Genomic DNA, 12,446 nt, shown 5'->3' on the forward strand with positions numbered 1-12,446 from the left:
CAGCAGCTTATGAACCTGATCGAAGAGATTGTTGAAAACTCCCCGTCCATCCGCGACATCCGCAGGGACATCCATGCGCATCCGGAACTGGCGTTCGAAGAGAACCGCACCTCCGACCTGGTGGCCCAGCTGCTGGAAAGCTGGGGCATCCCGGTGCATCGCGGCTTCGGCAAGACCGGCCTGGTGGGCGTGATCCGCAATGGCGACTCCGGGCGCACGCTGGGCTTGCGCGCCGACATGGACGCGTTGCCCATGCACGAGGTCAACCAGTTCAGCCACGCCAGCAAGCATCCCGGCGTGATGCACGCCTGCGGCCATGACGGCCATACCGCCATGCTGCTGGGCGCGGCCCAGCATCTGGCGCACCATCGCAACTTCGATGGGACCGTGTACCTGATCTTCCAGCCCGCCGAAGAGCGCGGCGGCGGCGCGCGCGAGATGATGCGCGACGGCCTGTTCGAGAAATTCCCCATGGAAGCGGTCTTCGGCATGCACAACATGCCCGGCATTCCGGTGGGCTGCTTCGCCTCGTCCGCGGGGCCGGTGCTGGCGTCCAACAGCGAATTCCACGTGACCGTGCGCGGCAAGGGCGGCCACGCGGCCATGCCGCACCTGTCCATCGATCCCATACCCGCGGCAGCGCAGATGATCGAGGCCTTCCAGACCATCATCAGCCGCAACAAGAAGCCGCTGGAGACAGCGGTCATCTCGGTGACGACGGTGCAGGCGGGCGGCGTGGTCAACGTCATCCCCGACACCTGCGAACTGCGCGGCACGGTGCGCGCCTATACCCGCGAAACCCTGGACCTGATCGAGCGCCGCATGGGCGAGATCGCGCAGCACGTGGCCGGCATGTTCGGCGCGCAATGCGAATTCGTCTTCACGCGGCACTATCCGTCGACCATCAACCACGAGGCCGAGACCGCCTTCATGCGCAACGCGCTGACCCAGGTGGTAGGGCAGGAGCGCGTGCTGGTGCAGGCGCCCATCATGGCGGCCGAGGACTTTTCCTTCATGCTGGAAGAGGTGCCCGGCAGCTATTGCTTCATCGGCAACGGCGAAGGCGACCACCGTGAACCCGGCCACGGCGAAGGCCCATGCCTGGTCCACAACACCAGCTATGACTTCAACGACGCATTGCTGCCGATCGGCGCGAGCGCCTTCGTGAAGCTGGCTGAGAACTGGATGCCGCGCAAGTAGCGGCAATGGCGGCGCGGGCGGACAGGACAGCGCCTGCCGCCCGCGCGCCGCGACTATCCCGTGTCAGTGCGACGAACCGGCCTGGACCGACAGTTCGTGGTTACGTGTGCGCACCAGCAGCGCGCTGAGCGTAGCGGCCAGCCCTGCAATCAGGGCGCCCGCCAGGAAGGTCAGCTGATAGCCGCCATTCAGCGCCAGGGTCGGCGCCGCGCCAGCCGCTGCCAACCCCGCGGTACGCGCTGCGGCCAGGCTGGCCAGCACCGCCAGACCTAGCGCGCCGCCCATCATGAAAGCTGTGTTGACTACGCCGGACGCCAGGCCGGACTGGCTGGGCTCCACATCGCTCATCGCGGCCAGCAGCATCGGGTTGAAGGCCACGCCCGCGCCCAGGCCCAGCAGCAGCATGGCTGGCAGGACATCGACGGCGAAGCTGCCGTCCGCCGGCGCGCGCGCGAACAAGGCCAGCCCCAGCGCGGCAATGAACAAACCCGTGGCCAACGGCCCGCGGATACCAAAGCGCATCACCAGCTTGGCCGACAGCCCCAGCGAGAACGCCGCCATGATGAGATTGGCCGGCAGAAAGGCCAGGCCGACCTCCATGGGGCTGTAGCCCAGCACCAGCTGCATGTACAGCGCCGACACGAAGAACCACGCGAACATGGCCGCGGCCCACAGCACGCCGACGACGTTGGCCGTGGCCACGTTGCGCAGGCGGAACAGCCCCAGCGGCATCAGCGGGGATTCCACCCGCGCTTCGATCGTCAGGAACAGCGCCATCAGCGCGGCTGCCGCGCCCAACAGGGTCAACGACTGCGTCGAGGTCCAGCCGGCCTCGTTGCCGTTGACCACCGCATACACCGCCAGCATCAGCGAGGCGGTGACGCTCAGCGCGCCGGCCACGTCCAGCCGGGCGCCGGCGGCGGCAGGCGGTGCGGCCGGAATCAGCCGCAGGCACAGCGCATAGACCACCACGCCGATGGGCAGGTTCACCAGGAAGATCCAGTGCCAGGACAGCGCGCTGGTCAGTAGCCCGCCCAGCAGCACGCCGATGCTGCCTCCGCCCGCGCAGACAAAGCCATACACGCCCATGGCGCGCGCCCGTTCCCCGGTTTCGGTGAACAGGTTCATGATGAGCGACAGCGACACCGCCGACACCACCGCGCCGCCCAGCCCCTGCGCCGCGCGCGCGCCGATCAGCAGGGCCTGGTTCTGCGCCAGGCCACAGGCCAGCGAGGCAATCGTGAAGACCACCAGGCCCGCCAGGAACATGCGGCGGTGCCCCAGCAGGTCGCCCAACCGTCCGCCCAGCAGCAGGAAGCCGCCGAAGGTCAGCATGTAGGCGTTCACCACCCACACCAGCGAGGTCTCGGTGAAATGCAGGTCTTCGCGGATGGAGGGCAGGGCGACGTTCACGATGGTGGTGTCCAGCACGATCATCAACACGCCCAGGCAAAGCACCATCAGCGCCCACCAGCGTTGCTTGCCATGTATTCCATGCGTCATCAGTTGTTGCTCCGTGGATGGCGGTTCGATCCGCCGCGTTGCTTTTCTAGTGGGAAACGCGCCCGCCACTGACCATCCAGCGCGTGCCGTAGCGGTCTATCAGCGAGCCATGGGCCTCGGCCCAGAAGGTCTTCTGCAAGGGCATGGTGATGCTGCCGCCGTCGGCCAGCAGGTCGAAGACGCGTTGCGCGTCCGAAACCGTGGGATAGGCCAGCGCCAGCGCCACGCCCTGCTTGCCGGGATAGGGATGCCCGGCGGTCGCGTCGCTGCCCATCAGGGTCTGCTCGTCCAGGCCCAGGCGGGCGTGCATGATACGGCCGGCGTCTTCGTCCGACAAGACCGGCATGGCGGCGTCGGGCGGGGCGTCCGCATAGCGGATCATGGCCTCCATCCGCCCGCCCAGCACGCGCTCGTAGAAGTGCATGGCCTCGGCGCAATTGCCGTCAAAGCTGAGGTAGGCGGATAGTTGGGGCATGATGTCTCCAGGGTGACGAACGGACGGTGCCAGGAGGGCGGCGCCGCTCTATGATGGAAGCCTGACCCCACGTACAAAGGAGCCCGGCCATGCTGAAAGGAAGCTGCCATTGCGGACAGATCGCGTTCGAAGTCGATGGCGAACCGTCCCAGGTACTGGAATGCAATTGCTCGCACTGCAGCCGCAAAGGCTATCTGCTGTGGTTCGTGCCCCGCGCCAGCGTGCGCCTTGCCACGCCCGCCAGCGCCATGTCGACCTACCGGTTCCACAAGCACGTGATTTCACACCACTTCTGCGCCAATTGCGGCTGCGCGCCATTCGGCTTCGGCGTGGGTGCCAAGGGCGAAGAGACAGCAGCGATAAACGTGCGCTGCCTGGAAAACGTGGATCTGAACGCCTGGCCCCGCATCCCGTACGACGGCCGCAGCGTCTGAGCGCCGCGAACCGCGCTACATCATAGGGCAAGCGCGCGCCGCGCGATATGGCTAGCGCGTGACATGTCTTTTCATCGAATTGAACGAGTTTTCAGGGAAGCGCCGCATGAGCACCGTAAAACTGCTGTCCGACGACGACGTCCGCCAAAGCCCCCAAGCCTGGGCCGTGTTCGAAGACATCCGCGCCACGCGCAAGTCGGATTTCGTCAATAACTTCTGGCGCGCCCTGGCCAACGATCCGCCGCAGCTTGAGCGGGTCTGGGGCCAGCTCAAGCAGGTCATGATGGCGGACGGCGAACTCTCTCCCCTGATGCGCGAAATGATCTACATCGCCGTGTCCACCGCCAACGGCTGCACCTACTGTATCCATTCCCACACCGCCGCCGCCCGCGCCAAGGGCATGACCGACGGCCAGCATGCCGAATTGCTGGGCGTAATAGGCATGGCCGCGCAGACCAATGCCATGGTCACCGCCATGCAGGTGCCCGTCGACGAGGCATTCATCGTGAAATAGGAGGCCGCCATGTCTCTGATCCCGCTGTTTCCGCTATCCAACGCGCTGTTCCCCGCAGGCGTGCTGCACCTGCGCATCTTCGAGGTGCGCTACCTGGACATGATCCGCCGCTGCATCGCGGACGGCAGCGAATTCGGCGTGGTCGGCCTGTTGTCGGGCCAGGAGGTCCGCACGCCGGAAGGCGTGGAGACCCTGGCCCCCGTCGGCACCATGGCGCGCATCGCAGATTGGGACGCGCCCATGCCGGCCCTGCTGGAGCTGCGCTGCGTCGGCACCAGCCGCTTCCGGCTGCTTTCCAGCGAGGTGGCAAAATACGGCCTTTGGATGGGCCAGGCCGAGCCCATCCCCGACGACCCGCGTGCACCCGTGCCGGCAGCCATGCAGCCCAGCGCCGACGCGCTGGGACGCCTGGTGGCCCAATGGCAGCAAGATGGCGTGTCCCCCGAAAGAATGCCCCTGGGCCCGCCGTTCCGGCTGGATGACAGCGGCTGGGTCGCCGACCGCTGGTGCGAACTGCTGCCCCTGCCGCCCGACGACAAGGCCGCCTTGCTCGCCATGACCGACCCGGTGGCGCGCCTGGCGGCGATCCAGGACGTGCTGCGGGGGCAGGGGCTGGCTTAGGAAAGATGCCAGGGCCTCGTATAGATACCGGGCTGGGCGTAACCGTATTTGGACACCATGGAAATCAGGATAGACGAGGGCCTGCGCGCCTACATAGACCCCTTGACCGACGACGAGCGCGAGGCGCTGGAACGCAGCCTGCTCGCCGAAGGCTGCCGCGACGCCCTGGTGCTATGGGGCGACCTGCTGGTCGACGGCCACAACCGCCATGCCCTGTGCATGAAGCACGGCATCCCCTTCGAAACCCGCCAGAACACCTCCTTCAAATCCATCGAGGACGTGCACCTCTGGATGATCGAAAACCACCTGGGTCGGCGCAGCGTGTCCGACTTCCAGCGCGGGGTGCTGGCGCTGCGCAAGAAGGAAATCCTGCAGGCGCGCACCGCGGCTGCGCCCGCGCCCGACGATCCGCCCTGGGACGAAGACTCCGGCGAACCGCCGCCGCTGCCGGCCGCAGTCGTGTCGCAGGCGCTGAGCCGCCAGGCTCTGGCTCGGGCTGCGCGTATCAGCAGCAATACCTTGGGGCAGATCGAGAAGATACAGAAGGCTGCGGCGCCGGAACTGGTGCGGGCGGTGAAGGATGGGGCTATCTCCATCAATGCCGCGGCGGCTGTGGCGACGTTGCCGCCTGAGCGGCAGGCTGCTGCTGTGGCTGGCGGCAGGAAGGAATTGCAGCAGGCGGCTCGTGAGGTCCGCCAGGCTAAAGCGCCGCCACCGCGTGAGGCTGTGCCGGATATTCCTATTGAGAACATTGCGGATTTGCCGGCGGAGGTGGCGCGGTTACGGGAGTTGCTGACTCGGCTGACGGATGAAAGGGATCAGTTGAAGAAGAAGGTGATGCATTTGACGGTGGCGTTGGCGGAGGCGAGGAATGCGTCGGGGGGAGGGGATGATTGAAGGCAGGGGCAATTGCCAAGCGCGGGCCTTCCCAAGTGTCGTCTGGCGGCATGGCGATGTAAGTCGTTGATGGACTTGGTCTAGCCGGCCGAAATTCCAGCCTTCGGCCAAGAGCGGCTATTTCACGTTTGCGGGTCTATACTCGGCACCCCGTCAATTTGCGTGATACGACAAGACCAAATGAAAGCAAGGGAATTGCTCATCGCTACGCTGGGAGTGGTGGTGTTGAATCAACCATCGCCATCCTTTGCACAAAGCGTCAACGGGAAGAATCTCTACACCCAGAGATGCGCGATGTGCCATGGTGCAGATATCAAGGGCACGGGGCTGTTGGCCAAGAAAAGCAGTCCTCCCACGCCCGACCTCACAACTGCTGCATTCAAAAAGCGACTCCATGATTATCCGGGCGTCATCGTCTCCTCGGTAATCCTTCGTCCGAACGGAGACCTGATTCCGAGAACGTTGAGGGAGAACGGCGTGAAGTTGGCGCCGCACGCCTGGACCGTTCAGGATTTTCGCGATTTGAACAAGTACATGAGCGATGTGATTTCCAAGAGCCGGTGACGCCGTGTTGCCCGGTTGGCTCCGCTATCTAACTCGCTCGAAATTGCGTCGCCAAGGTTGCGACTGGTCATTTTTGCGATCCGGATCAACGCGGACGAGATGGCATTCATCGGATTCGACGGACTTGATGGGTTGGGGCGGGAAGGGGAAGCTTACGGCTGTGCCGCCGCATCGCCCGGAAGCATCGGATTGCTCCTTTCGGGCTAGTTACTCACACCACAATCACGAATAACCTACTCGTTCAAAAAATGAATGGGGGGCGATCATGAAAAATTGGCTATGCGGTGCGGGTGTGATAGGCATGCTGCTGGCTGGTCCGGCTGCCGCGCAATACATCGCCACCTGGCAGGATCCTGCGGGAGCGTGGAAGGGGCCAGCGGAAAATCAACCTGGGACCGATCTGAATTTTGCGGAAGGGGCTGCGCATCGGGCTTGCTTGGATCGCGGTAATCCCAAGCTTTGGAACCGTGCCGCGAAAGTGACGGAGAAGGCTACCGGCAAGATCATGCTGGAACTGGACTGCAACGCGGAGCGAGCTAAAACCAAGGAACGCCAGGCAGCAATAAGCCCGCCTCAGGACACCACGAAGTATCAGGCGTACTGGCAGGAACAATCCGGGCAGTGGAAAGCGGCGGTTACCGCTCCGCGCCATCCTGGGTTGCTACTCGCTTCCGCAAAAGGCTATGCATACGAAGCATGCAAGGACCGGGGCAACCCGAAAGACCTGAAGCTGGCGTCGAAGGTCACGGAAAAGGACACGGGGAAAGTGGTGCTGGAACTTGACTGCAACGCGGAACGCGCGAAGTTAAAGGCTGGCAGCAACGCTGCAAAGCCTGGCGGGGATGCCGCGAACGCTAAACAGTAGCGCCCCGCGACCCGCAGTTTGCTCATTGAGCACAGGCGTCTTGCGTAGGACGCGTGCATTCTCCACGGCTGCTGGATGAAAAAGATGCAAAACGTACTTCCGAAACTTCTGCTGCTGGGCTTGCTTTTGATGGGATCGCCGGGAAGTGGAACCGCTCAGCCCTCTCAAAAACCGGATGCCGATGCCAAGAAGGTTGCAGCGGCACTTCTAGCTATAGCGAGCCCGCAGAAGGAGACCAAGCAAGCGTTCGCTCAGCGTGTTGGCCCCACCTTCAAGCGCCTGGTGGCAACCGAGACCATGACGCGAGTTGTACTGGGACCAGCGTGGGGATCGATGTCAGCGTCAAGGCAGGCAGAAGCCGTTGATCTTTATAGCCGGCTCCTGATGAGGACCCTTCAAGGCGCCTTCGAAGGCTCGTTACCCTCGCAGTTTGTGTTGGAGTCTGGGGAGATGGTCCGAAGCAAGCCCGGCTCGGCGACTGTGATTCAGATCACCTGCCTCACGCTGAAAACGGCAGACTGCATTTACTATTCGGCGAAATCGAAGGCCAACGAGTTCACCATGGCGTTTCAACTTCTTTACATTGACGGTAAATGGCAGGTGGTCGAAATGTATACGAGCGGGATGTCCGTTCAGCAGACTTATTATTCGAATTTCAGTTCCATTATCAAGTCCAGTTCGGTCGAAAACGTTCTGGAAAAGCTCCGCGCCCGGGTCGATAACTGATCTGGCTGCAACGCCGGCCATGCGGCCGAACTCGAAAACTGTCCGACCGGCTACCGGTCGGCTGATCTCCGCTTGGGAAATGGTGGTCGAACTACAGTTTCGAAACCTGGATACTGTGTCAATTTTAGTCCGGCATCCATTTTAGTATTTGCACAGCTAGGTGTGTCGTAGTGTTCCGATCTGATTTCAGGCAAGCGCCTAAATGGAGGACCTATGCTTGAACGTAGCTATCTCAGCAACCGCTTCACCGTCTCGGATCCCGACGCGCGGGTGAGGCAAGCAAACAATCTCATGGCTTTCGAAACGGCCAATGGAGAGATTCAAAAAATACCGCAAGGGATCGTCATACGTGTTGACGCGATTCAGCGCTTGCAGACGGGAGCAAAGAAGGTCGCCCTGTTTGCGCATGCCGTCCGAGAAAACGGCGAGCCACTTGGCTGGACCTCGACAAAGAACTTCGAAGGCTCGTTTATCAATGAGACGCTCGATCTGCTCAAACCCGGGGCTGGAAGCGGAAAGTTCGGTCCTAACGCCGCGTGGTCGCATGGCGCCTACATTGGCCAGATCGATCTCGTCGAAATAGTCGATTCGACAACGGAAATTGAGCGTCTTTCCATTGATACCGTTACGCCATATCTGGAAATGGTGGGTAAGGCGAAGTCGTCAGGTGTAAACCTCACCATCAATAGCGGGTTCCGATCCTATCCGGAGCAGAAGATGCTGTGGGATGGGTATGTCAAGCGTCTTCCCGGATTCAATTTGGCTGCGAAGCCCGGCAACTCGAACCACCAGAACGGGATCGCCATCGATATCGCTGTCGCAGGCGCGGACGGCAACGAGGTTTATGAGTGGCTAAAACAGAACGCGCCTCGGTTTGGGTTCGTTCGCACTGTCAGCGGTGAGCCATGGCATTGGGAACACGATCCCATACGCGCTCAGCAGGCGGTTCAAAATGGAACCTACAAAATTCCATCTGTGACTGGCTGACAGGGCGAATCTCCGTGGAACTACCCGTGAATCCGCAAGCAGAGAAAGATTCAGACTACGGGCGGTTCCGGCCTAGGTAGCTTCCAGCTTTGCAATCCGCATGCGGCGCAGTTCAACCACCTGCGCTGTGCCTACAGCCCGAGCGCGCAACTGCCCACAGCCCCCATCCACATCCTGCCCGGCGCTATTCCTCACCTTGGTCAGCACGCCACGGCTTTGCAGAGAACGGACGATCTCGTGGATGCGCTCGGTATCGGGGCGCTGATAATCGTCCCCTTCAAGGCTATTGAAGGGAATGACGTTGAGCACCCCGTACTTGCCCTTGAGCAGACGCACGACCGCATCAAGTTCGTCGTCGCCGTCGTTGATACCCTTGAGCAAGGTCCATTGATACTGAATCGGATAGTCGGTGTCGCGAGCGTATTTCTCGCCTAGTTCGATCAGTTCTTCCGGCGCAATTTTCGGCGCTCGCGGCAGCAGGTGTGCGCGCAGTTCCGCCTTGGTCGTGTGCAGCGACAGCGCCAGCGCAGGCTTGACGCGCTGTTGCGGCAGGGCCTCGAACACGCGCAAGTCACCCACGGTGGAGAACACGAGATTCTTGTGGCCGATATTGCCTTCCGTGCCGAGCAGGTCGATGGCTTCGAGCACGTTGTCGAGGTTGTGCGCCGGTTCACCCATGCCCATGAACACGACTTTCTTCACCGCGCGCTGACGCCGCGCCAGCACGACTTGGGCAAGGATTTCCATGCTCGTGACCTGACGGATCAGGCCGCTTTTGCCGGTCATACAGAAGCGGCAGCCGACCGCACAGCCGACCTGAGTGGAGACGCAGAGTCCGTCCCGCGGCAACAGCACGCTTTCCACCATTTGCCCGTCGGCGAGCTCGACCAGCAAGCGCGAGCCGTCGTTGCCGGCGTGTTCGGAGCGGACGCGGGCAAGGGCGTCCAGTTCCTCCGTCAAGGCGGGGACGGCGTCGCGTAGCGCAAGAGGCAGGAAGTGTTCGGCGCTCCGACGTCGCGTGCCGGTGTCGAGCGCTTGCCCTTGCAGCCAGACGCGCAGGAGCCGGCCGCGATGGACGGGCAGGGCGCCAAGAGCGGCGAGGCGTTGGTCGAAGTCGGAATAGCGCATGGGGGGCGCATTTTACCCTGCGCCTGGAGAGGGCTGTCGGCGGGTAGATGGTCTCGTTGGAGACTACTGCCGTTGCACTTGACCCGGTCCGAGTTTCCCTGGTTAATGTCGCTGCCTACGATTTAGCGGCTCCAGCGCAGGATTTTTTTCGTCTCTCCACGTCAAGGTTATGGTTGCATCCACTCTAGTTGCCATGCTGTGTGCACATCTGTTGTGCTTTTCGGTCATGTTTCTACTGATTAGCCGTCGCTTGCCCGGCAACAGGATGGGGATGGATTTTTTCGCCGCAGGCAATCTCCTGCTGGCCTTGGCTTATATCCTGCAACTGGTTGAAGGCGGACCCGCCTGGAGCGCGATGAGCGTCGTCAACCACACCCTCACGCTGGCTGCCCCGATCGCCTACTGGCTAGGCGCCATGCGCTTCTTTGGGCGGCAGGTCCGATTGTGGCGTACGTTGATCATATTTTCCGTGGCCTATGGCATTGCGCAATGCCTGGTGCAATGGGGTGCGGGACCCACCGCGCGTTACGCCATGCTTGCGGCGATGGCGAGCGTGCTTTTCTTTGTGATGACCATAACCGTGATCTACGGCGTCCGCACTTTCGCAAAAGATTTGTACGGAGAGATGTTCTTCTTTGCGTTGCTGATAGGCGGAATCTGTATTCTGAACGCGCTGAAGTTCTTGAAAATCGTAGATGGCGGCCTGGATGCGCTGCACATGGATAGTCGATTTCAAATGATCTTCTATATCTACATGTCAACGCTGGCTACCATCGTGCCGCCTTCCATCGTCTGGCTGGTGCTGCGGCGGCTGACGGATAGCCTGCGCAATATGGCGGCGCGCGATCCCATGACGGACCTGCTCAATCGCAGGGGACTTCAGGAGGCGCTGACCCGGTCTTTTAATTCTCGGAATGCCGGAGCGGCTCGATTGCTGCTGTTGGATGTCGACCATTTCAAGCGTATCAATGACACGTATGGGCATCAGGCCGGCGATGAAGTGATTTGCCAAGTCGCGGACATACTTCGTTCCACGGTTCGCAGCGGTGACTTGACGGGGCGTATTGGCGGGGAAGAGTTTGTGGCTGTTTTTCTGGAAGCTGATGAGGACCGTGTAATCCACTTGGCGGAACGTTTGCGTGCCAGCGTTGAGAATCAGGCAATCAAAGTGACGGGCTCCGTCGATGTGCTGCGCTGCACGGTCACTATTGGAGTTTCGCCACCGTTTCATGGTGTGCATGAGTTGGAGGATGCGCTTAGCGAGGCCGATGCTGCTCTTTATAGGGGAAAGGCGGCAGGGCGCAATCGGATCGAATCGGCCGACGTCGGCGTCAGTGTTTCGGTTGAGGGCGCTAAATCAGCAATGGTTTGAAATAAAAAAATAGCTGGCAGACTGCAATTGCGCTACCTAAGAGCTGAGAAATTTGTAGTCTGACACCTTATCTTCAACGGGCCGGCACATAGCTGCCGATCCCATCGGTCTTAGATCCAGCGAAGTCTCGTGCCTGTGCTGGGTTAACCAGCGAGACATTCATCGACGCATCGTGCAGCAAAGTGGCGGCCTGTGCGTGATATTGGCCCGTGGGTTCGAGTACGGCGTGAATCTGTTCGGGCTGAGCACCGTGCTTGATGCACCAATCCAATAGCGTTTGCACGCCGGCGGCGGTGTTGGGTACAGCCCTTGTTTTGTGTGTTGTGGTGCCGTCTACGCGAAGCAAGCAATCGAGCTTGGCCTTCGACACATCTATTCCGAGAAAGAACATAGACTTAGCTCCCGTCATGATACTCATGATGTCCGCTGCGCCCACTTGCCTTGTACACGCAGGGTGTCTCAATGCCCTTAGCTATCGTCCGGTGTCCCGCTGGCTCAGAAGAGCGGATCAAGGTTTAATCTTTATCGCAAAGTCCAGGCTTTCGGTTTCAGAGCAAACTCGTCGAAACCGCTGTGGTGATAGCTGTTCGCCACCGAGGCAAGAATACAAGGTGTCAGACTATAATTTTGGTAATGAAATTGCACTCTGATAATTTTTTTCATGCTCTTTATTTCAAAAATAATTGGTTCTAATAGTTAATTTTTGTTCGAGAGGTTGGGCGAAATGGTGCCGAGCAATAATCATTTAAGGGACTTTCTAAATTATTATATTAAATTGACGAGCCCAGGATATGCCGTTCTGGTGACAGGGGCTTGGGGAACGGGAAAAACGTATCAAGTACGACGAATTGTCCCAGTGAATGAATCGCTTTACGTTAGTCTCTATGGTGTTTCGAATGTGGATCAATTACATACAGAAATCTTGGCTGTTGCGTATCCGACGTTTCAAAAAGTAGATAAGGTTGCCGCGCTCGCAAAAGGAATGGGCCAATATGCCGCGGCATTTGGAAATGCGACCAATCTGATTGGTGCCTGTTGATTTGCAGGCAGAGTTGACCCACTTTTACGTTTGATTTGCATCTAATTCTGACCCACCTCGTGAACACTATCCTGCTCGGTACCCGTGCAGGAGACAGGAGTGATCGACGTGGCTCTTCTCA

General features: G+C 60.6%; 14 protein-coding genes and 1 pseudogene. 11 read left to right on the plus strand and 4 right to left on the minus strand.

Annotated elements, in window-relative coordinates:
* Window positions 1-9: 9 nt before the first annotated feature.
* The gene (locus IB258_RS08785) at window positions 10-1,200 is read left to right on the plus strand and encodes a M20 aminoacylase family protein (protein ID WP_192328109.1); all 1,191 of its coding nucleotides are present in this window, start codon (window positions 10-12) and stop codon (window positions 1,198-1,200) included.
* Window positions 1,201-1,263: 63 nt separating this feature from the next.
* Here the strand turns inward: IB258_RS08785 and IB258_RS08790 are convergent, their stop codons facing one another.
* Both IB258_RS08790 and IB258_RS08795 read right to left on the minus strand, forming a co-directional pair.
* Complete coding sequence (locus IB258_RS08790; RefSeq protein WP_175181058.1) at window positions 1,264-2,703, minus strand: MFS transporter; 1,440 nt, start codon at window positions 2,701-2,703, stop codon at window positions 1,264-1,266.
* A 46-nt stretch (window positions 2,704-2,749) separates the two neighbouring features.
* Window positions 2,750-3,178 (minus strand): VOC family protein, encoded by a 429-nt coding sequence (locus IB258_RS08795; RefSeq protein WP_054453774.1) that lies wholly within the window; start codon window positions 3,176-3,178, stop codon window positions 2,750-2,752.
* A gap of 89 nt (window positions 3,179-3,267) precedes the next feature.
* Here IB258_RS08795 and IB258_RS08800 point away from each other — a divergent pair, with 89 nt between their 5' ends.
* The 8 genes from IB258_RS08800 to IB258_RS08835 all read left to right on the plus strand — a co-directional run bounded on the left by IB258_RS08800 (window position 3,268) and on the right by IB258_RS08835 (window position 8,786).
* Complete coding sequence (locus IB258_RS08800) at window positions 3,268-3,612, plus strand: GFA family protein (RefSeq protein WP_175213491.1); 345 nt, start codon at window positions 3,268-3,270, stop codon at window positions 3,610-3,612.
* Window positions 3,613-3,718: 106 nt separating this feature from the next.
* Entirely contained in the window at window positions 3,719-4,126 is a 408-nt protein-coding gene (locus IB258_RS08805; protein ID WP_192328106.1) for a carboxymuconolactone decarboxylase family protein, read from the plus strand.
* 9 nt (window positions 4,127-4,135) lie between these two features.
* Entirely contained in the window at window positions 4,136-4,747 is a 612-nt protein-coding gene (locus IB258_RS08810; protein WP_192352457.1) for an LON peptidase substrate-binding domain-containing protein, read from the plus strand.
* A 57-nt stretch (window positions 4,748-4,804) separates the two neighbouring features.
* The gene (locus IB258_RS08815; protein ID WP_054453784.1) at window positions 4,805-5,644 is read left to right on the plus strand and encodes a hypothetical protein; all 840 of its coding nucleotides are present in this window, start codon (window positions 4,805-4,807) and stop codon (window positions 5,642-5,644) included.
* A 180-nt stretch (window positions 5,645-5,824) separates the two neighbouring features.
* On the plus strand, window positions 5,825-6,208 hold the full coding sequence (locus tag IB258_RS08820; protein ID WP_175164143.1) for a cytochrome c: 384 nt from the start codon (window positions 5,825-5,827) through the stop codon (window positions 6,206-6,208).
* Between the two features lie 265 nt (window positions 6,209-6,473).
* Entirely contained in the window at window positions 6,474-7,073 is a 600-nt protein-coding gene (locus IB258_RS08825) for a hypothetical protein (protein WP_175164141.1), read from the plus strand.
* A gap of 75 nt (window positions 7,074-7,148) precedes the next feature.
* Complete coding sequence (locus IB258_RS08830; RefSeq protein WP_192352458.1) at window positions 7,149-7,799, plus strand: phospholipid-binding protein MlaC; 651 nt, start codon at window positions 7,149-7,151, stop codon at window positions 7,797-7,799.
* Window positions 7,800-8,012: 213 nt separating this feature from the next.
* The gene (locus IB258_RS08835; protein ID WP_192352459.1) at window positions 8,013-8,786 is read left to right on the plus strand and encodes a M15 family metallopeptidase; all 774 of its coding nucleotides are present in this window, start codon (window positions 8,013-8,015) and stop codon (window positions 8,784-8,786) included.
* Window positions 8,787-8,858: 72 nt separating this feature from the next.
* On the opposite strand, the gene IB258_RS08840 is transcribed toward IB258_RS08835, so the two are convergent.
* Window positions 8,859-9,914: an RNA methyltransferase gene (locus IB258_RS08840; RefSeq protein WP_192352460.1), complete on the minus strand. Its 1,056-nt coding sequence runs from the start codon at window positions 9,912-9,914 to the stop codon at window positions 8,859-8,861.
* A gap of 169 nt (window positions 9,915-10,083) precedes the next feature.
* On the opposite strand from IB258_RS08840, the gene IB258_RS08845 reads away from it, so the two are divergent.
* A complete protein-coding gene (locus IB258_RS08845) occupies window positions 10,084-11,286 on the plus strand; it encodes a diguanylate cyclase (protein WP_192352461.1) in 1,203 nt (400 codons plus the stop codon).
* Window positions 11,287-11,362: 76 nt separating this feature from the next.
* Here the strand turns inward: IB258_RS08845 and IB258_RS08850 are convergent.
* Window positions 11,363-11,704, minus strand: a pseudogene (locus IB258_RS08850) (transposase); the annotation flags it as partial.
* A 306-nt stretch (window positions 11,705-12,010) separates the two neighbouring features.
* Here IB258_RS08850 and IB258_RS08855 point away from each other — a divergent pair.
* Window positions 12,011-12,325 (plus strand): P-loop NTPase fold protein, encoded by a 315-nt coding sequence (locus IB258_RS08855; protein WP_192352462.1) that lies wholly within the window; start codon window positions 12,011-12,013, stop codon window positions 12,323-12,325.
* The last annotated feature ends 121 nt before the right edge of the window (window positions 12,326-12,446 follow it).

Origin of the sequence: Achromobacter sp. ACM02, assembly GCF_014851605.1 — a bacterium.
In the GTDB taxonomy this organism is placed as follows: Bacteria; Pseudomonadota; Gammaproteobacteria; order Burkholderiales; family Burkholderiaceae_B; genus Achromobacter; species Achromobacter aegrifaciens.